We start from the raw sequence: 26,493 nt of genomic DNA, 5'->3' as shown, positions 1-26,493 counted from the left end.
CTCCTTTAAGAATATTATTTTTGAAATCGCTTTCAAATTGAACTCTTGAACCACTTTTAAAACGTTGAAAATGGCGCGCCTTTAATCAGACTATATGATTCATTTATAAAATGGTAAACAAACACTTTTTACTGGTTTTCATTATTTGTAATGCTCTCTATATATCCAATTTACATTTATAGTGACAAATGTCCTCAAAAGAAAGATTCATTTCTTGCTAACATACAATTTTTGTCCTCTGCACAAACATTGAGATTATCTATATTACTTCATGATATTCCTATATGCTCCTGGTGTAATACCTTCATATTGTTTAAATACTCTTGTAAAACTTACAGTACTTATATATCCTACCTCAGTAGAAATATCCCTTATGTTCGTATTCGTATTTACCAATAACTCCTTAGCCTTATCAATTCTTATCATCTGTAAAAACTTTAAAGGTCCCATTCCAGTTCCTTTCTTAAAAGACTTTGATAAATAGGGTACGTCTATTTGAAATTCATCAGCAATCTTGGAAACATTAAGCTCCTGCACACTATAATGCTCTTTGATATAAGACATAACCTTTATATGAATTTCTTCCCTCTTATAAGGATCATCCCTCTTAAAATACAGCTCGATTCGATCCATCATTTCAACAATTTCATGTTTCAACTCACTTAAAGATTCACATTGTAGTAAACTATCGATAAGCTGAACATTCTGAATAAACTCTTCCCCATACGATTTCTTCAGTTCTTTCAGGGCAATTATAAGAGAATTAATAATGCTATACATTCTGCATTTGGCTAGTTGTAATGAAGGCATATCATTAATGAACCATTCCTGTATGATGGTATTAAATACCCTTTTAGCGTTATCGTAATCCATAACTAAAACATAGTTGATAAACTGATGCTCATCATGAAGTAAATGATTTTGATGAATCGTATTATTATATCGCTGCAAATCACTATACGATAAAACTTCACTTCGGCCCATTAAAATATGATATTCCATAACCTCTACAGCTTCTTTATAAGCTTGGGATATGCCAGAAAAACCTTTTTCATATTGACTAATAGCAACAGAAAGGGAAATTCCGAACTTCTCCTGAGTGAATTTTTTAATCTGTTGTACAATAGCTTTTATATCTCTTTCCGAACCATGTAAATCTTCTTTCCCAATATCAACCAAACAAATACTGTAGTCATCATCTTGTAGATAAAAACCTCGAAATTTTTCGTTTACTAATTCTTCCGCAATATTTTGCACAATAAAATTAGCCATATCCAAGTTGTCCATATCATCATCCTCACCATTTTCAAAAAAAAGATTACTGATATCAAAAAATACCATTACCACATAAAAGTTATCATTGGAGATCTGAATGTCATATAATACAAGCATTTCCTCAACCCCGTCAAAGTGAAGCTTCCCCTTAACCATCTTAGTCATAAACTGGTTTCTTAACTTGTCCCGCTGTTTCGAGATTTGTACATTAATCACTTCTTTTTCTTTGAATACTTTTTCCAAAACATTTTTTATAAAGTCATATTCGTTTTCTTCTCTAGTATAAGAATGCTTTATATCACTCCTGATAAATTGGATTAATTTATTCATTGGTTTATAATTTCTATACGCAAAGAAATATGCAACGAAGCCTCCAAATAGCAAACACAAAAACAGGGATACATATATTACACTCTTTACTTGTTTTACCCTTCCGAAATATATATGTCGTGGTATAACCGATATATATTTCCATTTGGTAATATTTGATGAGACATGTGAAGTGACGTATTCTTTACTATTATTAGTCGATGTAAGATTATCGAAGTTTTCCTCACTTATTAAACCAAAAGAGTCGTATTTTTCTCCAAACAGAAAAGCTCTATTATATTTATCAACAATCAAAATTTCATTTTCATCAATCCATTTTAATCCCTCGATCAAAGGATTTATTATCTTCTCATCGAAAACAACTATTAATTTTCCTGACATATTCTTTTTTCTGGGACTGGGCAGAGACTCCATAAAAACAATTTCATTTTGTAAGTTATTATCCTTATATGGTATAAACCCAGCTTCCCTTCCTTCCAACCATTGTCTGGTTAAAATGGGATTTCTGTGCAATCCAGCTTTATCCAGTGCATCCAATGGAATTTTCCCATTATCGTATAATATAATTTCGTTATTGCCAAAATAAATATATATCTCTTTAATTATGGGATTTGTTAGTTTATACTTTAGTAAATCCTTTTGTATCTGTGCCAAGTTGAAGATTTCGCCGGGCTTAAGGCTGGCACCATAATTCATGGCTATCTGGATTCTTTGATCCAAACCCATCTGAAGAAAAAGTTTGCTGACTTCGCTTAGTCTGTCATCCACAATTCGCTTAACTTGATTTAATGAATTATAGTGTGCTTTATCTATCTCATCCTGGATGATCTGCACAGAAATAAAATAAGCAGCAGTACTAATTATGATACTTATAAAGATAATTAAGAAGTATGAGAATAAATCCTTAAGGAACGTTTCATTCCTATTAGCCCGGTACTCTTTGTCCATATTCTACACCTCATCTCTTAAGCTAAGTGGATGCTCAGCAAATAGGCCACAAGATACACTACATCCTTTATTGGTGATGTACCTTGCAGGATTTCATTCCATTCATGGTTTACTTCCATGCTCTTTGGAAAAGTAACCTCAATGATATCCTGTACATACATAACTATTAAGAATCTATAGGATATGGTATTCTGTAACTTGTTCTTAAGTATGGATTTGAGGGTGTTTAATGGATGGATGTATGTTACAACAAGCTTTTCAAGTTGTTGATCGATGAAGGAATGAAGAGAACAGAATTACGGAGGGAATCAGTCCCAATACCTTGACGAAGCTCTCGAACAACGAATTGGTTTCGATGGAGGTTCTTGTTAAGATTTGCCGTTCATTGGCTTGTGATATCGGTACCAAGGGATATGATCATAACTTTGACAAATATACTATGGGTATGGCCGCCACTTTGCAGCTGGACCTATGGCTAATAATACTTTGTACACTCTTTCATTTTTCTTATTTCGCTCTGTTTGAAGTCACCGCGCAGAAGATCTGCAACACTCTAAATAAAATACGCCTTTTCCATGAAATTCATCATATATCTGCTTCTTCGGCCTTTAAGAAATTCTGTTACAGGCCGATATTCCGGCGTGAAATTAGCATATTATTACCTTTTTTCACTTGACCGCCTCGCTTTCTTATTTACTCATACTATATATACCATTTGTTGATAAATTTGTATACATAGTAACGGAATTGTGCAACAAACGACTTAGTGTGGTTCGCACATCTACACTGTCCGTGCGCTGGCTGCCAAACTTCCGGTGGTGGATACTGATCGCCTCGCCGTTTGGTGCAAGCGGTTCGACCGTATGTGCCGCGATCCGAACGACGATCTCTTTGCCCGACCATGCTGTACGAGCGGTTCCGGCAGCCACGAACCGACGTATACCTCTCTGTTCTTGCGGGCAGATTTCAGGAAGTCAAGGCAGCGGTTAGTAACTATTTTGCACAGATACGCTTTCAGTTTAAGAATACTATCGCCTTCCGCATCCATCTCCCATTTCCCTGCTTTGACAAATACATCCTGCACCAAGTCCTCGGCATCGGATACCGATCCGAGCATCCGGTACGCAATGGACAAAAGCAACGGCCGATAACTTAAGTAAGCAGAATCAAGTTCCATCCGTATCCCCTTTCTTGCTTACATCTTTATCCTTTATTATACATAGCGCGGCGCTTTTGGCGCTAGACAGCGATGCGTTGAGCAGCATGCCTTCTGCACCCACCCAGTCTCCCGCAACGAACAGTCCTGCCCTTCCTTTGACGACAGGGCCGGGTCTTCCCGAGTATCCGCCTTTTTCCGCAGCGACGACATCATGTGATACGAGCATGTGCGGCAGAAAGCGTCGTTCCAGCTCGCATTCGTCCTGCGATGCGTTCGAATCCTCTCCTGGACGCAAATATTTCATAACGTGTACAACCGAGTGCTTTGGGTGATCGGTAAAATGCGCGACTGACGGCGCTGCCGCTGGTAAAGGCTGAACCGTGGAGCGTGGCCGTGCCTTCATTGAATGTGATTGTGCGGGTGGTATTATACAAACTGCCGTTCGTTACGCCGCTGACGATCGGCGCCGTTTTATCGATCGTGAAGGTGACTGTCGTCGAATTGCCCGCCGCGTCCGTTGCGATCACCGTATGCGCGCCCTCGGCACTGACGATGCTGCCGCTGGTGAAGGCTGCGCCGTCCAGCGTCGCGGTGCCGTCACTAATCGTTATCGTGCGGTTGATGCTGTAGCTGCTGCCATTCGTTACACCCGTGATGGTCGGCGGCGTTTTGTCGATCGTAAAATGCACCGTCGTCACATTATTCGCGGCATCGGTAACAATTAGCGTGTAGGCACCTTCCGCGCTGACGGTCCCGCCGTTGGCAAACGCAGAGCCGTTTAGAATCGCCGTACCTTCGTCAAACGTAATCATGCGGTTGGAGTTATACAAACCGCCCTCCGTTACCCCGGTAACAACGGGAGGCGTCGTATCCGCTGCGCCGGTAAAAATCAGTACGGGTTTATACGTTGAATTTTCACGGGGATACACGGTAAAATAGGCTGTTTTATTCGTGCCTAACCGCCCGGTCAACATAAAGGTAAGATCCGCAGCCCCAAGGGAAGCTTTGTTGGTCACGTAGGAGGTGACGTCAAAGTTTAAACATCCGAGCAGCGTATTCGGGATTGGCGCACAACCTTGTGACGTCGTATCGACATTCGTCGTATCGAGAATCCCGGTGCTGCTGGCCACCGGGATGTTTTGCGAGCCGTTCAGCCGGCTGTCACCGTTGCTTAAAGGAAAATTGGCGGTATTGCCGCCCAGATTTTCCGCCCAGGTTGTGTTGTCGGATGCAGTAAGCGTAGCGCGAACATCAAACGAACTGGAGTTGGTGTAGACATAGGGAATGTATACCCTTAATACCACCTTGGATATGGAAGACGGCAAGCCCGTATTGAGCTGGTCAAAATTAATTACCGTTTTCTGGTCGCCGGCATCAAAGTCCGGTCCGACAACGTTGACGTTGACATTTGCCGCTCCTGAAATAAAACTGCTGGCTGGAAAGCCTGATTGATACGTTCCGTAAAGGTCAATAAAGACGTCTTTGTTGGCAGGCTTGATCACATCGTCGCTGGCTTGGGCTCGCGGGACGCTCCAGGACGGCTGCAGCCAGGAAAACATAAATGCAAAAACCAATACAATGGATAACCTCTTGGCCAAGCTGTTCACCTCATCATCTTATTAGGAATTTTTGTGTATTTTCGCAGTCCAAAAGGATTACCACGCGTCAATGATAAAGACCTGTGCTGTGCCAGCCAGGCCGCGACTCTTCAAGATAGGCGAATCCGACCAATACCCCATAACCGATACGAACGCCTCTCTACTCCTTCTTTCGGCTACGACTCTCAACAATCAGACGGCTCCTACGTATCTACTACCGCCGGTTGGGCATTCGCACTTGGGACGGATAGTCATATGAAGCTCTCCACAGGCCGTAGTATAGTTGTTCTAAGAGAATAAGGAATCATACGAAAGTAGTAGAATTGAGATTTTATCAAAATCCATATGACGCACAAAAAAAGACCAGCCATGTTTATTATTGATTTATTAGGCTTTTCTCCTTTGGAGTATGGTTCTATTGGTTACTATTACGGTTCGAATGACAGCTTTGATCTCCAATTCGTCCCCAAACGGATCCACTAAGAAATTACGATCTGCGTAATGGAGCGCAAAAAGGCTTCTCACGAAGTTCGCATCCGAACCTGTGAGAAGCCTCTTTTATTGCGATATAGTCAATATGCGTTCAAACCGTGTTGCTTGTGAGGAGACCACAAGTCCGATCAGCGATTCCAATGGCTGTCAGAACATTGCAGTAGCTTGTTACGGTTCCAGGACCTCTTGCAGTCTAGGCTCCAGCTTCAGCAGGTTCAACAGCATCGTCGCCGTCTCCGCGCGGCTCGCATTTCCTTTAGGGTTAAGGGAATTTCCGTAGCCCTGAATTACTCCAGCCTTCGCCGCTGCCATCAACGAATCCCTTGCATATTTTCCTGCCAGGGATAAATCCTGAAAGTCCGTGCTGCCGGATTGCGGAAGTGTTGCTTCATTGATCAGTCTCATCAGGATGACGATCATTTCTTCGCGCGTGATCGCCGCATTCGGCTTGAAGGTTCCATCTTGGTAGCCTTTAAGGATACCGTGCTTGGTCAAGGTATCGATTGCCCCTTCTGCCCAATATCCTTGCACATCCGCGAATTTCGCAGGCTTGGCATCTGTTGGCGCAAACACGAACAACCGTGCCAGCATCGAAGCAAACTCCGCTCTGGTGATCGGGTTATTCGGTTTAAGGCGGCTATCGCCATATCCCTTTATGACCTCTAGTCTTACAAGCTTATCAATGGACTTCAGCGCCCAATGCTTCTGAATATCCGTAAACATTGCCGCAGTATCCAAGTTTGCCGTGGACTGAAGCTTCTCTTTGATCGAGCGCAGCAGTTCTTCGAATGCAATCAGCCCTTTTTTGAAAAGTAGGGATGAAGAGTCATCCGGCTTTGGCTTTGGCTCAGGATCGGTTCCCGGGTCCGGCTTCGGATCGGTTCCCGGACTCGGATCCGTTCCCGGATTCGGATTCGTACCGGTTCCCGTTCCCGAATCTGTTCGGCTCTCAAAGCTTACCTGTACGGGTGACAAAGTAACCCCGCCGACTGCATCCTTCGCTGTGTATCGGACGCTTTCTACTACCGTATTCGTCACCGTAAAGCTCGCTTCGCCCTTAGCATTCGTTGTATCCTCCACGGCTGTAATCTTGGAGCTGCCGCCGTCCGCAGTCAGTATGACTTGACGCCCGCTTAGCGCATTGCCGCCTGCATTCTTGAAGATCACCTTGATCGTTGCCTGATCCTTCCCGTCGGCAATGACCTTTGTTTTGGAAGCCGTCGCGCTAGATGCCGCTGCATCCACAGGTTCGATGACGGGACCGCCAATTTCAAGCGTCACGGGATCAAGCTCGTAGGCCAGACCGGATGCCAATATTATTTTAGCCGCTATCCTGTAGCTTCCTTCTCCCGATAGGGTCGTCAATTTCTGTCCGGTTTTTCCGTTGTAAGCAGCCGTTGTCCAATTCCCGTTATTGATCTGATATTGCGCTTTGTCAATCTCAAAGCCTTCCACGTCATACGGAGAAAGCGAAAGCTCGACATCGTCGGCGTACTTGCCGTCCGCCCCCTTAGTACCCTTAACCTGCACTTCAAGATGCGGTTTGGACGATTGGGTATTCGTAAGAGCAATTGGATAGGCCATTGCCGTTCCCGCTGCGCTTGCCGGCTGTACAGAGATCGTAAACTCATTCAACGCGCCGCCGGTCGACAGCTCTAAGGGCTTATCCACGGACACGAAGCCTTTGTTCGAACGAATGACGTTGCCCTCGCCATCAAGGAGAGAGACAGTTGCCCCGCTGTTGGACGCCACCGCAACGATATGCGTTCTCTTCAAGTCGCTGGATTGCAGCGCATATGCCGTTTGACCGGGATCGAAGTCCAACTCGATTCCGCTGAGCGCAACCGTGCTTAACGTTGCATCAAGCGCATCTGCGCTTTCCTGGAAGAACATCCCTTGAACGGAATGCCCAGCCTTGCCGAACTGTATTGTTGCCGTCTTCTTCTCCTCTGCGGAGAACGACAGCAGCCCTGCCGCATCGGTCGCCACATACTTCGTCTCCAGGATTTGACCCTCGGCGTCGAGCAGATTGAGCAGTACGTTTCCGGACGAGATCGAAGCCATATTCATGTTCTGCATGGTCAGGTCCACATTCGTACGGGAAGCCGTATTCGTCTGCTCCATCGTCAGCAGCACCTGGTTCTCATTGTACTTCAACGCCAAATTGTCGAGCGTCACTTTCGCTTCGTTGTCAGACTCATCAAATTCCTTCAACGGCTCGCCTTGCGCATCCTCTGCCCAACTGCGCAAATAAACCGTAATCCCGTTATCCGGTATTTCCTGCAAGCCATGCTTGGTCAAATAAGCGCGGACATCAAACTCCACCGTCTCGACATATGCGCCTTGATCGACCAAGCTCAAATCGTCCGCATCCGATATCTCAATCACATTTCCAATTCTCGAATCGTCCGTGAACTGGTTATCTTCATACAGCGCAAGCTTAACGACGCGTCCCTTGTTGACTGACGTCGTGCCATTCTTATTGTAGACCGGAATGGACAAGATGCGCTTGCCGCCCTCTTCCTTCATGACCTTAATCTTCGAAATTCCCGTATCCGGCACATCGAGCCGCAGTATGCCTGCTGTCGACTGTCGTTCGCCATCGGCAAAAGCAACCTCGATCTGATAAGGCGCATCCGCAATCGGCGATGGCACGGTGTGATAGGCAATCAAGCCCTTGGCGCTGTTCGGCACAAGTGACAGATTATTGTAATTCGTCAGCTCTCCATTAATCGTAATGTCCACCGATTGAATCGCGGATAAGCCTTGATTGACGACATTGAACTGAATCGGCAATTCATAGCCGGCTACGATCTCGCCGGGATTATAGACAACATGCTCCGCATTGAATTGATTATGGTACGTTGCGCTAGCGGTATACATAGCGCTAACCGCCTTTGATACGGTAACGGGAATCGCATTTCCTCCCGCTTCCCCTTCCTCCTTCGGCGTAATGGCACCCACAACCTCCGTATCGGTCGTATACGTCGTGCCCAGCAACAGCGCATTAATTTCTGTACCCGAGCTGTTGCCGATATACGCTGCAATCGTATCAATAGCGGTATCTTCCGGCATCGCTCCTAGCTCCATAACACCCGACAGATACAATTCCCCGCCGTTCATGCCGAGCTTCACTGCCTTCAACACATCGCGGCTAATCACATTCCCGGATGTCGTCTCGACCTGCGCTTCCTTCCAAATTAACGACAGATGCTCAAGCTTCCTGTCTGCCTGCGGCATTTTAGCAAACACAAAGTTCGGATTAATTCTGACGTTATTGTACGCCTTCACAGCGCTCAGGCTGTCCACAAATTCCGAATAGACTTCGCCGTCCCGATTCACCGCCAGCATCCTGATGTCTTCCGCAGCGCTGTCGTCCTCGCCGCTTGTCGCATACCAAGCCATAACAAAGCGTTCAATCCCATCCGGGAAAATGGCGCTCGTTAACTGCGGGTTCTCATTGGCGTTGCGGTCATGGGTCACTTGCAAGTTTTTCACGACGCCCTTCGTCTTCCAGCCTGACGTCTGGGCTGTCGGATCCGGCGACGTATCGATGACCGCATACACAATCTCGTTATCCGTTCCGGCGACGTACTGCTCTGCCGGAATTTGATTCGTGTTGCCTTTGTTGACCGTATAGACAACAGCCGCTGTCCCGTCGGTCAACGTTTCTGCCGACATGCCCATTACTGTACCGTTCGTACCGTTGTACAGTGTCTCGGTATCGCTCCAAACGCCGCTGGCTGTATCATATACCTTGTATACAATGCTGTCCGATTCGGAGAAATCAAGCGGATTTTCGACATTGGACGAGTATACGCTGCGGTAAGCGACGACAACCTTGCCATTGCCCACCGAGACGATCGGCGCCACATCCGGGCTTTGGTTGTTCGTTAGCCGATGTGTCGTCCACTTCGTCCCGTCATAGATGGAAACCATCACCTCGGCGCTGTTGTTCATTAGCAGCATGTCGGCGCCAGTTAGCTCTTCTCCGGCTTCCTTGTTGATTTTATCCTTCTGTCTGACCCAGACAGCGGCGATCAGATTGCCCTCGCCGGCAAGCTGCAGTCCTGTATCTCCATAGCCCTTAAGCGCAGCATCGGTAACAATCTCTCCGCGCTGGTCGTAGCCGCCCTGGCCGTTGCGAACCGCCCAAGAGGCGACCGTATCTTCCACATTTGCGCTGTTGTTGTCGGACAGGTAGACGAACAGCGAGCCGTCCGCGGCAACCTGCGGGTTGGAATACGGATACGCATTGGATTGCAGCACCTGCGGTCCGCTTGGAGCTGCGGCAAGCAAGCTTCTCTTCGCGCCGGTTGGCGCTTGCTGCCACGCGCGATCGTATTCGTTCAAATAGCTGCGATCCTCCATCGTCTGCGAGCTAAGCACCTGCATCGGATCTTCTCCGATGGACCTCATGTAAGCCATAATGGCAACTTCTGCATTGGACGCCATCAGCGGCATGGTCGCATTTTCTTTCCAGTAATCCTGAATTTTGTTCCAGTTTTTCGACAGCCATGTATGACTGTAACGCAGAGAAGCAAAGTCATGCTTAATCGAGATAAACAAGAACTTAATCACGACGCGCACGCCGACAATACTTTCCATCGTCAGCTTATTGCCGTACAGCACGCGATCGTTGCTGTTTTTCAAATAGTCCCGATTCAGCCATGTGCTTGTGTTTTCCAGCGTAATCCTGCCGAACACGCCAATTTTGGCCGCGATAATCGAATAATCAAAGCCGATTCCGCCGAACGCTTCGATATAAGCAATGACGCGCAGCGAGGTCAAATAATCGTTGACGCTGTCCAGCTGCGGATTGCTCCATGGATTGCCCGGCACTTCATCGAACAGGACGGAAGCTCTGAATCCGACCTCGACGCCGCCGCCAATCGTTAGCGAGAACGTAACCGGTACAATACCCGCCTGAATGTTCCAGGCCCACGAATACTCGAAGCCTCCCCCCGCATTGAATCCGCCGCCATGCACGACGGCTTCCCAGGCATCGGTTTTCAAATTATACTTGATTTCTCCAATGTAGTATCCGCCGGCGCTAAACGGGATGTTCTTGCCGGAATGCTGGTCTTTATTGACTTGCGAATACTGGCGTTTCTGGTCTTCCACAAATTGGCCCATCGCGATCTTATACAGGTCGCCGGCTCCGGGAGCAAAGTTGTTCTTTGATTGAAAAAACTGCACATCGCTGCTGCCCTGCGTCGACGCCATCTTATTCAGGGAAGCCGACATAATCATCTTGAAGACCGTCGGGTCATCCGTTGGATACACTCTCATGGAGAGCGGACCGACATCCATTTTCAGATTCCCTAGTAAGCTCAGCGTCTCCAGAACGACCTTATCATTGTTGCTCGGTCCGTTCGTGCTTCCGTTGGTGCTGTTCATATCGTTCTTCAGCTTCTGAATGCCGGAACGCAGCTCCGAAACGCTGACCTCGGATACGCCGATCATATTGACGAGCGTTGCCGTCGACGTGAAGCTTTTGCGGAAGCTGCCCGGCTTGTCGTACAGCTTGAAATGAACCGATCCCGATCTTGCCTTGTCGAGCCAGATCGTATCCTTATTCAGTACTTGAACGTGCCGCGTCAACCACAAATCCGAGAACGGATACTTGAGGGTCTGGTAGGATTGCCCTTGCGGAACAAGGCCTGTGCTGCTTTCCAGCTGGGCATAAGCCTCCTTATCCGCCTCTTCTCCCCACCACAACAATTCGGTCGTCAATTGAATGCTCGGGTAAGTATTATTAGGCCCGAACTTGCCGCGATAATCCCGAATATCGGTTTTGGAACTCTGATCACTATTCGCGACAACCTGATTCACGATCACAGGCGTCGGCTGCTGCCGATCATTGCTGATCATTCTTGCAATTTTGTCGCCGATGACGATGCGGTCGACCGGGCTCGCATCTCCGTCCAGCGAGATTAAACTTGGATTGTAGCGGTCGTCATCGAATCGGGTTTCGATAATGAACTCAAGCTTGTCCTTAGCGGATAAATCCGCGGCATTCTTTTCCCCGGCGGCAACGGAATAAAAGTCCGTCGTATCGAAAATGATCTCCAGCTTGCCGTCCCCTGCCAGAGTCTCCGTAATGCCCGCGCCGCCGATCTCTGTCGCTTCGGCGTAATACCCGTTCTTGTATACGCCGCCGCGATAGGTCACTTTTCCGGTGTACGGCTTGCCATCGGGCGTCTTAAAGAACACTTCGACCTTCGACAACTGACGAAGCTGCAGGATATTAATCGGATACAGCTCCAGCTGCGCTGGATTTCCTTCCTGCGATAGCAGTCTGTCCTGGCTGAGCACGCCTGTGTAGGTCGTGCCGTTAAAGACGGAAGTCACATAGACATCGCTCGCAATGCCGCTTTCCTCATATAACGCCAATTCTCCGTTGGCATCGCTTTTCACGGATTTTTCGGCGCCCGTGCCGTTCGTATACGTCAAGGTCGTTTCCGTCTTCGGATACAGTTGGAATAAATATAGCTTATCCTTCAACGTCTCGACGGTCAGATCCAGCTCGGCTTTGATACCTGTACGGGCATGAGTGGCTGTAATTGTCGTTTGGCCGTCGCTCAAGCCGCCCAACAGAAATTTTTGCTTCGGCTGGTAGGAAGAATTATTGAACTTCTCAATATCTTCGACATAGCCGTTACTGCGATGATAAATTGCGCCTGTCTTATTGTTGGAGGATTTCCAGGCGATCTGGTCCGTAATCTCTCCCAGATCGTCGTAATCCTTGTTGTTGACGCCCAGCTCATTGTTCAACATAATATTTCGCTTTAATGCAAGAATCTGATCGCTCGTCATCTGCTTAATGCGGTCGATATTGCTCATCTTATAGGAGGCGGTCGGCTGACCGTCAATCTGGATTTGCAGAGCATCGCTCTTATAGACTTGCAAAAACAACGAGTCGTACGACCATGTCGAATCCGTGCTGTTCTTCACGGCCAGCGTAATGGTGTATACATCCTTGATTTGCTTGCTTCCAGTCACGGGAGCAAGGTTCAAATTGTAGCTTCCGCCCGTTGCCGTCACTTGCGCATCGCTGAACTGGCCTGTCGCTTTATCGAATACGATACGGCTTTCTGGAATAAGAACGCCATTCCTTGTCACCTGGAATTCAAATTCACCTTTATTCACCGGATCGAAATTGTCGAGCGTCCATGCAACAGGCAGCGTGCCGACGGAATCGAGCACAAACTGTCCCATCGACTTGTCCAGCGTGACGATTGCCGCTTCCGATCTCACGACGATATAGGATACGGCGGAAAGCGTGGACAGCGCATTTTCCGGATTGACCGTACTGATGCGAACCGTATAGCTAGGCACATTGCTGTTTGAAATGTCCTTGATATAGGAGCCCGGAATCCTAAAGCTTGTGGCATTGATTAATTCGGCAATGGCCGGGGCTTCCCAAGTCTGAGTCGGCTGCTTCCCGGCAAGCTGAGCCTCATCGAAAAACCCTTCGAAGAACTCCAGCTTGAAGTTGGCGTCTTGTACCACGCCGCCCGCGCCGGCCAACTCTTTATAACGATCCATCACATTGGTTGACCAAATGATGTTCGCGTCTTTACTTTTGTTGACGTATACGCGATTGGCAAAGCTCGGAACGACCACGGCCGCTGAGCCGTCCGCGCTAATCGTAATCGTCTGCGAAGTGACTGTCGCTTCCGCCGCTTCTCCATTGTTTTTGGCTGCCAGCGTAAAGATAACCGTACCCGCTCCTTTAGGAAGAATGGTGCCGTCGGCGGTAATCCCAGCGACCGAAGCGTCGCTGCTGCGCCATTCGAACTGATCCGGTGTCACATGCGTAGCATCCAATGGATAAGTGAAACCCAGCTTGGTTGCCGTTGCATCAATCAAATTCACCACATACGGCGTGCCGGACGGCCAAGATGCAGGGTAAGTAATAGACAAATCGGCAGGAGTAATAAACTTTGGCTCTCCCACCTGGAAGTTGACCGTTTGATTGGCCATCATCCCGAAATCGTCCTTATTGCCCGCATCGAGCGCCCCCGGCGTCATATTGCGGTTGTAGTACACTTTGGCCCGAAGCTGCTTGCCGTCCACGTTGGCATCTGCGTCTTTTAACGTATCATAGACGCTTTTCGTAATCTGCAATTCCCCTTCCAGTACAGGAGGGGACAAAGGCAGTCCGTCTCCCCCGAGCTTCCAGTGCAAATCAAGACGGCCTTGATTCTTGTCGCCGATTGAAATCATGACTCGCTTGGCAATTTCCTCGGAAGTCGTTACCCCATCAATTAACCAGTCCGCTTCTCCGTTATCATTGCTCAACTGAAGCGTCGCTTTCAACGTCTGACCGACCGTATAGCTGGGTTGTTCCAGCGTCAGCGATTGAAAAGCATCGCCTCGCGCAGGATTAATAACGATATTGGGCGTATTCGTAAAGTCCTTGCCCCATGAAATGGGGGCAATTTTGCGATATTCATAAGGAGAGGTCGTTGTTCCCCACATGGCTGCCGTTTCATCTACTGCGTCAACGACGTTCATATCAGCAGATGTCATGCCCTTGCCGACAACCGCCATATAACCGCCAATGAGAGACAAGCTTGGATAGGCCAGATTGTAAACTTCCGGTCTGGTAAAATCCGCAAAAGGCATGACATCCGGATAAGCAACGCCGCCTCCGACGAGCGACAATCTTGGCCTGCTCGCCGGATCCCTCGGCTGCTCACGCGAAATAATATTGCTATACAGCACTTGCATCGGTATAATCTGCCCTGTCGTATAGCTGCCTGCCTGCGCCTTGACTTCCTTCATAACAGGCTCCTGCTTCCAAGCCACTCGGTCACCGTACAATGTGTCGCCACGGGAGTAGCAGGCTCCAAAGCCGACGCCATTCAGCGAATCGCTTTTATAGAGCCCTTGTCCTGTACCTAAGGTGAAGGAAAGGTAGCCGCCCCCTTCATAGGCATGGGTAAACGGCACATAATCCCGGGTTGTCTCCAGTTGGTCAAAATCCATCCGATCGAAATTATTAAAGTTGGAGAAATGCAAATAATCGGCCCGCCCATAGCTGGTCCACACATAATTTTGATAGGTGCTTAAAGCGCCTGGATTCGTGCTAAAGTCATTTCTTCCAGATACACAGTAAGATTGAATAATATTTCGTTGAACATACAAACCGTTGAACGTAATCGTCTTAGTCGTTTCGCCCGGTTGAAATTCAACCGTTCCTTTAATGACCTGATTGTTCCGCGGTTGAATATGAAGCGTACTGTCCATCAGTTCGTAGGAGAAGGATACCGGTTTGCTCTGTGCTTTGTTCAACTCGAATGTGAAACTGACCGTTTCCGTGAAGGAAACGCCTGTCGCTTCTACCAGCTTCGTGACCGATACGACGGTCTCATCCTCGTAATCCGTGCCCGCCGCAGCCGAGAGCCCTCTGGCTCCCATCATTGGATTGCCGTTCTCGTCGACAAAACGCAATCCGCCCTCTCCATCGACTTGCGACAGCAAGGAGTCGAGGTTGTCCAGATGCTCGGAGGACAAGCCGGTTCCTCCTTCTGCTCCCGCAGATAGCAGGCTGGACAAGCGTTCCTCAATCGCGATCATCTCCTTGAGCGCCGCAAGCGTAATCGGCTCGCCGTCGACTTCGGCCATTTGCGTCAAGTCGGTGTTCTCATCTGCAAATAGCTGTTTCAGTTCCTCTACCGTATAGCTCTTGTTATTTATAATAATAGAGTAGTTCAGCAGTTGACCGTTCGCATTCGCCAGGCCAAGCTTCTGAATCGTCTCCAGCATCGCGGGCGCCTGCTCTGCTCCGTATTCATCGCTTAACAAGCGAAGCAGCTCCGCATTGTAAGAATCATCCCCGCGTCCTTCCCCCGGCGTCGCAGCGAATGCCGCTGTCGTTATGTTCGTCGCCACCAGCACGAACACCAACAGACAAGAGACTATTTTTTTGAATGCACCGAAATTCATGAAATTCCGCAACTTAATCCTTCCTTTCTTCACAAAAAAATCCCCTATTTTTCGACTCTATAAGACATCTTAGAGCGAATCATAGGAGATTGTAGTCCTACTAAAGTAGTACACGGTAAAAAAAGACGAAGAAAGCGAACGACAAGGCTCGCTTCCCGGCTTGTTACTCTATTAATTGCAGCTCTTTGGCTCGAACAACGGCCTGCCCTCGCCGCTTCGCGCCCAGCTTGCCGAAGATTCTGGTCGTATGCGTCTTAACCGTCGTTTCGGCAATGCCGAACCGTTCCGCAATATCTTTGTTGGATAACCCTTCGGCAATCGCTGCCAACACTTCGACTTCCCGGCTTGTCAATGGCTCGATCAGATCCGATTCGGCTGTACCAGGTGAAGCTGGAGAACGAGCATCCGCTACCTCCGCTTCGTCCACCAGCATGCTGAAATAAATAATTCGTGTGGCGAGGAGCTGCAGCACGTTCAAGTCGCGCTCTGTAAACACGCCAGGCACGTGCCGGTTCTCCAAATACAACAAAGCAGGAGAACGTTCCCCCGGAACCGGAACAGGCATGACGAGGAGCGATCTCGGGCGCCGCTCCCGAATGTAACAATCTTGCAGGAAATGGCTTTGAAGCGCATCCTGAAGCACGATCGGCTCCTGCGTCATGACGGTATGACGCAACACGCTCACCGCGCACGCATCGGCTCCCCCTCCGTCATGCCAGCCTGAGCTTGAAGCAATGTCAAAACCGTTATTCCGACAACGAAGCACAGCCCCTCTATCGGCTCCCGCTTGGCGGATCGCAGCCTTCAGGAAGCTTACCGGCCAGTCGGCCTTGTTCGGCGTGCCCGGCCAATCGAGAATTTGCTGCAGCTCGTCACCGTTTGCCGATGCGCGGATTTCTCCGCCAACGTGCGGATGCTCCAATTGCAAAGGCGTGCCTACCTTCTCCTGCTTCTCCTCCAGAACCGGACCTCCATACGTCTTCGCGGCCAAATGCAGCAGATCGGCATGCTTATGCCTGATTTGCGTTAACTTGGAGGTGATCCCCCAAATAGAATAAGCGGTACAAGCATCCATCGCGGCGATCATTGCTCCCGATTGGCTTAACATGTCGTTCTGATAATAGGAAGCAAGCCGTTCGCAAGCGATCCCTTCCATTAAGCCGTATTTCTCGGCTCTTGCCAGCTGAACCGCCTCCGTATAGCCGTGCAGCGCGCCCCACTCATCCCCTGCGATTCGCAACCCTTCCGCTTTCATCAGCAGATACGCAGAGGAATCTGCTCCGAGAAACCCCTTCCTCATCTTCATCAATCGCAATTGCCGGCGTATCGTTTGCCGTATCCGCTTGCGTTCTACTGCATCAGCCTCCGGATATACAGCGGCTAAAGCCAATGCTTCATACAAACGATGCTTCCAGACTCGCCCGAAATCCACCGCCAGCTCGTTCTCCCTACCCCGCTTGGCCCAGTACAGTGCCTCTCGATACTTACCTGACAAATAAGCGACCTCAAGCTTGCAGATAAAGCTGTAATTGTCTTCGCTATCCCAAGCCTGATCTCCGCTGCTAGGTGCGGGAATCGCCACGAATCCGGCTTGCAAAGATTCATCCTGAAGCGCCGCCAAATAACTGCCGGCGATCCGTACCAATTCCAGCGTCTTGTCATTCGCGTGGGGCCGTATGTGATCGTCGAAGTAATCTAACAGGTCGGATAACACATATAAATCTCTGCTGTGTGTAATGAGACAAGTAATCATGGCTATATTGGCAAAGGCTATCTCTCCAAGCTCCAGACCATGACGCAAGGCTTGACCCAAATAAATGGAGGCGTCAATAGGATGATCCAATTGCTCGGCCATTCCTCTTTTATAGGCGAGAATATGCTGCAGCCTTGCGTTGGCAAGAACCGAGCTTCCGATGGAATGAGTATCGAAGAGGGGATCTGCTTGAACATAACGCGGTGACATCCGCTGCACCAACAGCTCATAGCCCCATATAATACCCATTAGCGACTCATTTACCCCTTTGCGTATCCCGTAACGAATAAACCTCGCGTACAAATAGACAAGCGCCTCCGGATTGTGTACAAGCAGCGGGTAGAACAGGCACTCCACATAGCCGCATAGTGCGGCATACTCCGCATCGTGATTGGACATGATGGCGTTCAGCTTATCCCGCTTTTGATGCAGAAAGAGCCGGGTATGCATCACTTCCTTGATGATGGATAGCTTAGATACCTTCTCTCTCAGCTTCCATCCATGGGCCGCCAAGGCTTCTTTACCGTACCTTATCGATATTTCATTCTCATCGAAGGTGTGGAATTGAATCAGTCCCTCCCAAAGCTGCGAACGGTCCGCCCGATTTAGCTTACCGCCGCGTTTATCCATGTCCAGCAGCAGCTGCTTCGCCTGCTCTTTATTGCCGCTCCTATACTCTAGCTGCACTAAGGCTTTCTTAATCCGTAATAATAGCGACCCCGATTGGATTTTTGCTTCTTCCTCAATGAGCCGAAGACCGGATTCCGCATAAGATTTTCCTTTCCAATAATGCCCGTCATCATTAGCTCTCATTGCGGCCTCAAGGTTATACTCGGCCAGCTGCCTCATCTCTTGCGCGGACATGCCCGCGATCCCCCGATTCAAATGATCGACCATCTCCAACAGGGTGCCGTAGCCGCCTTCCGACTGACGGCGCTGCAGCAGCCGTCCAATCTTCAGATGCCTCTGGGGATTCCGATCCGTATCGCATGTATACGCCAGTTGATGCAGATGATCGTGCACGAACATATACAATCTCTCTTGCCCGTCTTCGGTCCCGGTCTCCTCCTCCCAGCAGATGATTCCTTGCACTTCTGCATCGTGAAGCAAACGTAGTGTCATTTCAGGTACATATTCACTTATTTCGGCAAGGAGTGACAGACGAAAAGCGGGGCCGATGGCAGCGGCCATGGCCAGCAGCGTTCTCGTTTCAACCGGGAGCTGGGCAAACCCCTTCTCCCTCAGATCGCGATTGGCTTCTATGTCGCTCATCTGCCGCACGATTTCTGTATCCCATATCCATTGCCGCTGCTTATCATCAAAGAAGAGTTTCTTCTCCCGTATCCATCCTTCCAGTAAAAGGCCTATCGAACGGGGGTTACCGCCCGTCTGATCATAAAGGAATCTGGCCAGCAGGCGAATACGAGCGGAATCTTCATGCATCGCATCGGCGACATACTGTCTTACATCCGCATATTCCAACGGATGGAGAACAACCTGCTCCGCTGCAAAAGCGCGTATCCTGTCAGCAAGCCAGGGAACTTCCAGTTTGAGGTTGCGGTCACTGACATCCACTTCACAATCCAGTTCAGTCCGAAAGGCACCAATCAGGAACAAGCCAGGGATTGCTTCTCCTAGCAGAAGTGCACGTATTACAGCATCCGTATCTTCGTCGGCCCTTTGCAGATTATCCATAAACAGAACAAGCGGCGGCTTGCAATACGCGAAACAACGAATCAGCAGCGGCAACAGCTCGCCAAGCCGTCTCCAGGTATCCGCATCCGGCGCGAGCGTCTCATCCGCCTGGCTTACGAACAACGGCTTGGCCTCAGGCAATGCCGCAACAATCGTCTCCGCCTCTTGCCCACACTCGGCCTGCAGCCTTCCCTTCAGCCGTGCGATCTCATCTTCCGGTTCGCTCCAAAGCTGATGGATCCACTGCCGCAAGGCTTGGAGCAGCGGTTCGAAGGGTTTTGCCGGAGGGAGCTGTCCGCTCCTCCCCTCGATAAATCGGCCGCCTCTTTCGGCAATGTCCTGCCGGAGCTTCTGAACGAGGGCGGTTTTTCCGATTCCCTCAGCTCCGCTAACCCACCGAAACACAGGCAAGCCGTTCGCTGCTTGCTCAAGACCGGCTTGCATCTGCTCGATTGCCGCGCTGCGTCCGTACAAAGTGTCCGTTAGGTGAAAGGAGCGGATGGTGTCCATACGGCCAATCTCCAAAGACGTCAACTCGCCGCTGCTCTCCAGCATTTCCTCGCAAAGCTTCAAGTCGTCAAGCAAGCCGAATGCGCTTTGATAACGTTCATCGGGAGATTTGGCCAACAGCTTCAAGATGATGGCTTGCAGCGGTCCATCCCATTCCGGTCGAATCTCGGACAGAGGAAGGGGCATCATCCGAATATGCGCGTCAGCCCACTCCTCGCCGTCTTCGGGAAGAAACGGCAATTGTCCTGTCCGCATTTCATAAAAAAGGATACCCAAACTATAAAGATCGCTACGACCATCCGGCACACGATTGATACGACCTGTCTGCTCGGGAGATTGATAGACCTCATCCCATTCCATGTTCGCAGACAAGTGCGCCTTCTTTCCATCCCGTTGAATACTTATGCTGGAGGGGTTCAAGCACCCGATTACCGCAGTCTGTTGATGTGCGCGGTATACCAGATCCGTCAATAGAATAGAGAAACAAATGAAATCCTTCAGTTCCATAGGCGAATCTACTACATAATCTCTCAATTTCTTGTTGTAGCTAATAACCATACACACCTATCTAAGTTGAATTATCCATTTCCCCAAAGGAGGAAACATCCGCTTATGATCAAATCGGCTGTTTATTTATTACTTAAATATGCTATATAGCATAATGTATACCAATACTTCATTCGTATGCGGTGTACCGTTAGCATTATATACAATAATAAATACTTCGGGTATTAACATCTACTCCAACTTTCTTGTGATAAAAAGTTTTCAAAATCTCATTCCTTCATTATAAGTAAAGCTTATGTTATTAGCATACATAAGAATCAATATATATTCCGTAATCCGAATTACATTTGGGGATTAATCTTAATAAGCTGAACTCCTAATTAACAATCTGGCTCTGACTATTTAACTTGCGAGGAATGATTCTGCAAGTATTTTAACCACAATAAATCTGAATTCGTGATCTTGTATTACAACCTACAAAGGTACAACCGAGTCTTTCAAGAAACTAAAAACCCAAGCGATATATCCACTTGGGTATAAGAAGACGATATTATATTCAGGTATATGTGGCATTAAATCCATACTCACTCACTAGCGACACTACCGCCTCCACATGAACCGTATGCGGGAACATATCCACCGGCTGCGCCTCGACGGTCCGATACCCGCCGTCCTCCAGGACGCGCAGATCCCGGGCGAGCGTCGACGGATTACAGGACACGTACACGACTCGCTTAGGCTTCATCGCCAGAATCGTCTCCAGCAATTCGGCGTCGCAGCCTTTGCGCGGCGGGTCGACGACGATGACGTCGGGCACGATGCCTTCCTTCCGCCAGCGCGGGATAACAACCTCGGCCGCGCCGGCCTCGAAATCCGCGTTCGCGATTCCGTTCAGCGCCGCATTGCGCCGAGCATCCTCGATCGCCTCCGGCACGATCTCGACGCCATACACATGCCCCGCCTGCCGCGCCAGCAATAGCGAAATCGTGCCGATGCCGCAGTACGCATCGATGACGTTCTCCGTCCCAGTCAATTCCGCGTATTCGACCGCCTTGCGGTACAGGGCCACCGTTTGCAGCGGGTTCACCTGGTAGAACGATCTCGCCGAGATCGCGAAGCGGATCCCATCGAGTTCGTCATAGATCACTTCGCTGCCCCACAGGACACGCGTCACATCGCCGAAGATCACATTCGTCTTGCGCGTGTTCACGTTCTGCACGATGCTCGTCACGCCCGGCACGCTCTGGCGGATGCGCTCGACCCAGCGCTCAACCTGCGGAATACGCTGGCCGTTCGTGATCAGCACCACCATCGTCTCGCCGGTAATGAACCCGACTCGGGTCATCACATGGCGCAGCAAGCCGCGGCCCGTCTCTTCGTCATACGCGGTAATACCGAGCTCGCGGCCGATGGCCTTGATGCGCGCAACCACCTCGTCGTTGCGCTCATGCTGGATCAGGCATGCATCCATATCGATGATGCGGTGGCTGCCGCGCGCGTAGAAGCCGCCAATCAGCTGCGCCGCACCCGCGGCCCCAATCGTCTCAGACGCCGCCGGTCCGCTGCTGCTTCCCATCCCCATGCCCATCGGTACCTGGGCCTTGTTCCGGTAACGCCAAGGCTCGTCCATCCCGATGGTAGGATGCACCACGACTCCCGTCGTCTCAACGCGCCCTGCTTGAGCATTGCTGCCAGCCTCGTCCTCCTCTGCCGGCTCGCCACCCGCGACCCGGATCTTCCCGATCCGCTCCAGGTTGTCCACCACATGCTGCCGCTTCCAGCGCAGCTGGGCGGCATAATCCATATGCTGCAGCTGACAGCCGCCGCATTGCTTGTAGATCGGGCAAGGCGCTTCGACGCGGTCGCCGCTTGCTGCCACTAGTTCCAGCAGTTTGGCGTAGCCATACTGCTTCTTTACCTTCAGAACCTTAGCCCGCACCTGTTCGCCAGGAAGCGCGCCCTGAACAAAGAGGGTAAAGCCGTCTACGCGGCCTACCCCCTCTCCCTCATGCGTTAAGCCGACAATGTCGACGATGACTTCATCATTCTTGCTTACCGGTACACTCATCGCTCTTTCTCGCTTTCTGTGTCTCACTCATCTATCCGGCCGGAGTTTACCCGGCAGGATGCCTTAACCTGCCTTATATTTCACACTGACTACCGATATGTCGACTGCCCCGCTTCATCCACGAAAATCTGCAGATGCGACGGCAGCATCGTGAACGTACACGGCAGCGTGCCGCCGTATTCCCCGTCCAGATTGAGCTGGACATATCCAGGCGTCGTCACTTGAAGCTGCTTCGTCTGAAAATGAATCACATGCGGGTCGTTCAGATGCTCCCCGCGCAGCGCAAGCGACGCAAGCCGGATAAATTCCGCCAGGTTGCACTTGCGGAGCACAACGACATCGAATAGTCCGTCACTCAGGCTGGCATCCGGCGCAAGCCGTTCGAAGCCGCCAACCGAGTTGCTGTTGCAGATGAGGAACAGCATGATCTCCTCGTGAATTTCGCCGAACCCGTCCGCGACGATCCGAAGCTCGGTCGGACGCAGCCGGGTCATTTTCTCCAGACCCTTCATATAGTAGGCGAGCTGTCCGATCATCGTCTTCAGCTTGCTCGGCACCTCGTACGTCAGCTCCGTCAGCGAGCCGCCACCGGCAATATTGATGAAATACCGCTGGTTCGCCTGCCCGAGATCAATCGTCTGCGTATATTGCTGCGTAATGAGTTCGCACGCATACTCCCAATGCTTCGGGATACCCAGCGCCCGGGCAAAATCATTCGTCGTTCCCAGCGGCAGAATGCCCAGAGGCGGCCTCGACTGCTTATCCGCCAATCCGTTAATGACCTCATACAGCGTGCCGTCTCCGCCCGCCGCGATGATCAGGTCGAATCCCCGGTCCGCGGCTTCGGCAGCCGCTATCGTCGCGTCGCCTTCGCTCTCCGTCGCGTGACAGCTGGTTTCGATGCCGCCCCGGTCCAGCTTCTGCAGAATATCCGGCAGACGCCGCTTAATCTCTTCACGTCCAGATGTCGGGTTATAGATTAACCTTGCTCGTTTGATCGACATTGATTGGCACCTCCAGGGCCCCTTCAACCGCTTCTAGCAGCTCGCCTGATTCTACTTCAGTGCTTCCCGCACGGCTGTTCATTACACAACTGTTGCTTGCCGCCGGGCGGTTGAACCCGCCTATCCCATTTCTACATCATTACCCACTTGTTCCCAGTCTATGTGCGCCCAGTCTGTCCAGCCACCGACGGATTTGCTTTACCATCCATCGCGCTACAATCGGATGCGGCAGCATCGCCCGCCCATTATAGCGGTAGGTGAAGCCTTCGAGACGCTTCGGGATGACAGTCTGTGTAAAATAACCGCTGCTCAAAAACAAAGGCACGACAATGACTTCCTTGTCCTGCCGCTTCTTCTGCAAAGCGCCCAGCTTGCATGCCGCCTGATTCGGCAGCAGCATCGCGATGTCCGCCCGGGCGAAGCCGCCCAGCGTCTTCATCCGCTCCGCCAATCGCTTCATCCCTCGGCGCCAGCGCTCATGGAAAACCGCTTCACGCGAGCCATGCGCGATGAGCAGCAGCATCTCCCGCTCCGGCTCCGCCGACAGCTCGCGGATATTCGAGAGCAGCAGCTCCGCGATATCCGGATCGTCGTCGATCGGTTGGCCGACATGCACCCGCATGTCCGCTGCAACACGGAATCGGGCAAGCTCTCCTTCGCGCTCCCCGGTCACCGGCGGCAGGCCGAACGCCTGCCCGATGTCGTCGACATGCGTGCTGCCGGACGACACAAAGAGCGGAAGGACGTACAGCTCCGTGACGCCTTCCGCTTCCAATTGATCGATCCCGTCTTGTATCAGCCGGCCTTCGACGATCTCCAGAAAAGCCGACACGACCGGCACCGGAGCCCCCTCCGGAAGCTCCGTACCGTCGCCAGCTGATGATCGGCTGCCTGCCGCGGCCGGCTGAACTGTCTCGCTCACGCCAATCGTGAAGCGCGATTCAAGCAAAGCTGCGGCTGTCTTGACCGCATCGTCGACAAGCTGCACCCAACCCGCTTCGCGCGAGCCGTGGCTGATGACTAGAATGCCCGGCTTCATCCGATTAGCGTCCTGAGCGCTCCAGCGCCATTTTGTACCCGTCGTTGCCGTAATTCAAGCAGCGCTTCACCCGGGAGATCGTCGCCGTGCTGGCACCCGTCTCCGCTTCGATCTGATTGTATGTACTTCCCTTGCCCAGCATGCGCGCTACTTCCAACCGCTGCGAGAGCGATTGAATCTCGTTCACGGTACATAAATCATCAAAGAAAATATAGCATTCCTCAACCGTCTTCAGCGTCAGTACAGCCTCGAACAGCTGGTCAATCGTTTTATCGTTGAGCTTCTTGAGCTGCATTGGTCAGGTCACCCCTATTAGAACTAATAGTCTGATTGTAGCGGCTTTCTGGTTACTTATCAAGCATTACCGCTGTACCGAAGAGAAGAATGCCCCTAAACATTCGCTGCATGCCGATCACACTCTTGCGAGATTCCCTGCACTGCAGAAATTACGATCTGCGGATCAAACTCAACTCCCTTATACACGTAATTGGCGGCACGAATAATCTTTTTCATATGCCTAGAAAATTATGGTACACTTTACGAAAGGAGGGGATATCATGATCATAAAAATCATCGGTCTGCTTGCTGCGGCCGCATTTTCCGTCTATGTATCGATTCGCTATCGCTTATGGAAACGGCTCTAAGCCTTCCGATTTCGCGATCGTCACGTACCTTAGGCTCCGAACTCTTCCCAGGCTCTTCCCAGGCTCTTCCCAGCCGTTTGGCTTTGACCTTTGCATCAGTATGAACCTACTTCTTCACTTCTGCCTCTTGTCCGTCATGACGATTCTCTCGTACTCCTATCATTACCCGTTTCTCCCCCCGCGACACACCGTTCGCCCTATCATCGACCGAATCGCCCTATCGGAACAAACCCGGCCATCCTCCGGTCCGACACCCCCATCTGCGGAAAATAGCCCGTGAACCGGGCATCCGTCCAATCCTTATAGTCCCGTATCCCATACACTATAAACAAAACGAATGAAGGTTGTGATCCGCGTGAAGTACCGCAACGATCCGTCCGTCAGCGGCTTTCAACAACCGTTCGGGGGACAGCACCAATTTCCGGGCATACCTGATCCGTTCTTTAACGGGGGAATGGGAGGTCCTCTTATACCCTTCAATCCGGCAATGGAGTCGAATATGCCTCAATTTGCCCTGCAGCCGACAACCGAGGTCATCCCGAAGGCCGCATCGGCCAAAGGCGGGGGATTCTCGCTTGCCAATTTGGGCGGCAGCTTAAAAGATTTACAAGGCATTGTCGATCGTATGGGAGGGCTCGACGGGATCCTCACGACCATGACCAAGGTCCAGAAGGTCGTCGGCAGCGTCCAGCAGATGGCCCCTCTCATTAAATTGCTCGCCGGCTCACTCAAGAAGGGCTCAGCCGCCACGGCTTCCGACGACGGCGACGCCGGCCTGTCGCTGCCCAAGCGCAGGAGACGCCGCCGCCGCACCACCAAAGGCTCGGGCGCAAGCTCCGGCAGATCTCGCAAGCGCAAGCGCAAACGTTAATCGCGAAATGTACGCTGCAGCCCCCGCGGCAAGGGAAGACTGGGCTTCCACCGCAGGGGCTGCGATGCGTTTGGAATGAGCTCTGCCCGTAGTGGCTGCTTCGCGCTCCGACTTCCAGCATCTAAGCCGAACGGACCATTTTCTTGCGGATTTTCTTTTGTCCGCTATATTGGTTACAGAGGCGACTGCACCGATCCCCTCTATGCCATCCGAACCGATACGTTCGACGCCTTGGAGACATCTTTTGAATTTGGCGGACGCCGGAGAGAAGTAAGCGAGATTGCCTGGGCGGGTATCAAATAACGTTCGCCTAAAGTTTACGCAATGAACCATTAATGTCGTGGACCATGGTATTCGCATCCTGCGGTCCACGTTTTTATAGGTGCGGATTCGATAACCGTGGAATTTAATCCGGTTAACATTACATGCTGCACATAGTGCCCTATGGCTTCTTTTTGGACTAATCGTATTGTTTTCACGACGCGACTCCTCCCTCCAAAACGCACAACACATCTTACTTGCAACTGACAACCCTCAGCTGAGGTAGTGAAAAGCCGGACCCCGCTATTTAGAGAAAACCATTTTGAAACTAACTAGCAAAAGCCATTAACAGCTTCCCTATCACAGCTTCTAAGTCGTGAAG

Annotated in this window: 12 protein-coding genes; 2 read left to right on the top strand and 10 right to left on the bottom strand. The window is 50.4% G+C overall.

Features of this window, described 5'->3' with window-relative positions:
- Nucleotides 1-264 precede the first annotated feature (264 nt).
- Nucleotides 265-2,553 carry a helix-turn-helix domain-containing protein gene (locus L1F29_RS03480; RefSeq protein WP_258387003.1) on the bottom strand — a complete coding sequence of 763 codons (2,289 nt, stop codon included), beginning with the start codon at nucleotides 2,551-2,553 and terminating at the stop codon, nucleotides 265-267.
- Between the two features lie 322 nt (nucleotides 2,554-2,875).
- Between L1F29_RS03480 and L1F29_RS34170 the strand changes: the two genes are divergently transcribed.
- A complete protein-coding gene (locus L1F29_RS34170; RefSeq protein ID WP_309252376.1) occupies nucleotides 2,876-3,229 on the top strand; it encodes a helix-turn-helix domain-containing protein in 354 nt (117 codons plus the stop codon).
- 105 nt (nucleotides 3,230-3,334) lie between these two features.
- On the opposite strand, the gene L1F29_RS03470 is transcribed toward L1F29_RS34170, so the two are convergent.
- The 9 genes from L1F29_RS03470 to L1F29_RS03430 form a co-directional block, all read right to left on the bottom strand.
- Nucleotides 3,335-3,670 carry a sigma factor gene (locus L1F29_RS03470; RefSeq protein ID WP_258389596.1) on the bottom strand — a complete coding sequence of 112 codons (336 nt, stop codon included), beginning with the start codon at nucleotides 3,668-3,670 and terminating at the stop codon, nucleotides 3,335-3,337.
- 49 nt (nucleotides 3,671-3,719) lie between these two features.
- Nucleotides 3,720-3,938 carry a hypothetical protein gene (locus L1F29_RS03465; RefSeq protein ID WP_258387002.1) on the bottom strand — a complete coding sequence of 73 codons (219 nt, stop codon included), beginning with the start codon at nucleotides 3,936-3,938 and terminating at the stop codon, nucleotides 3,720-3,722.
- Nucleotides 3,922-5,310, bottom strand: a complete 1,389-nt coding sequence (locus L1F29_RS03460; RefSeq protein ID WP_258387001.1) for a hypothetical protein — start codon at nucleotides 5,308-5,310, stop codon at nucleotides 3,922-3,924. Before L1F29_RS03460 ends, L1F29_RS03465 begins: the two co-directional genes overlap by 17 nt.
- Before the next feature lie 660 nt (nucleotides 5,311-5,970).
- On the bottom strand, nucleotides 5,971-15,771 hold the full coding sequence (locus L1F29_RS03455; protein ID WP_258387000.1) for an S-layer homology domain-containing protein: 9,801 nt from the start codon (nucleotides 15,769-15,771) through the stop codon (nucleotides 5,971-5,973).
- 151 nt (nucleotides 15,772-15,922) lie between these two features.
- Nucleotides 15,923-20,089: an AAA family ATPase gene (locus tag L1F29_RS03450; RefSeq protein WP_258386999.1), complete on the bottom strand. Its 4,167-nt coding sequence runs from the start codon at nucleotides 20,087-20,089 to the stop codon at nucleotides 15,923-15,925.
- Nucleotides 20,090-20,780: 691 nt separating this feature from the next.
- Entirely contained in the window at nucleotides 20,781-22,292 is a 1,512-nt protein-coding gene (rlmD, locus tag L1F29_RS03445) for a 23S rRNA (uracil(1939)-C(5))-methyltransferase RlmD (RefSeq protein ID WP_258389595.1), read from the bottom strand.
- 89 nt (nucleotides 22,293-22,381) lie between these two features.
- Nucleotides 22,382-23,296: a diacylglycerol kinase gene (locus tag L1F29_RS03440; protein ID WP_258386998.1), complete on the bottom strand. Its 915-nt coding sequence runs from the start codon at nucleotides 23,294-23,296 to the stop codon at nucleotides 22,382-22,384.
- Nucleotides 23,297-23,435: 139 nt separating this feature from the next.
- Nucleotides 23,436-24,335: a sirohydrochlorin chelatase gene (locus L1F29_RS03435; protein WP_258386997.1), complete on the bottom strand. Its 900-nt coding sequence runs from the start codon at nucleotides 24,333-24,335 to the stop codon at nucleotides 23,436-23,438.
- A gap of 4 nt (nucleotides 24,336-24,339) precedes the next feature.
- A complete protein-coding gene (locus L1F29_RS03430) occupies nucleotides 24,340-24,630 on the bottom strand; it encodes a YerC/YecD family TrpR-related protein (RefSeq protein ID WP_204820683.1) in 291 nt (96 codons plus the stop codon).
- Nucleotides 24,631-25,334: 704 nt separating this feature from the next.
- Between L1F29_RS03430 and L1F29_RS03425 the strand changes: the two genes are divergently transcribed.
- Nucleotides 25,335-25,850, top strand: coding sequence for a hypothetical protein (locus L1F29_RS03425; RefSeq protein ID WP_258386996.1), 516 nt, complete (start codon nucleotides 25,335-25,337; stop codon nucleotides 25,848-25,850).
- Nucleotides 25,851-26,493 lie beyond the last annotated feature (643 nt).

Source organism: Paenibacillus spongiae (genome assembly GCF_024734895.1).
In the GTDB taxonomy this organism is placed as follows: Bacteria; Bacillota; Bacilli; order Paenibacillales; family Paenibacillaceae; genus Paenibacillus_Z; species Paenibacillus_Z spongiae.
Note: the sequence above shows the minus strand (reverse complement) of the source record. Positions and strands in the feature narration are given on the sequence as shown.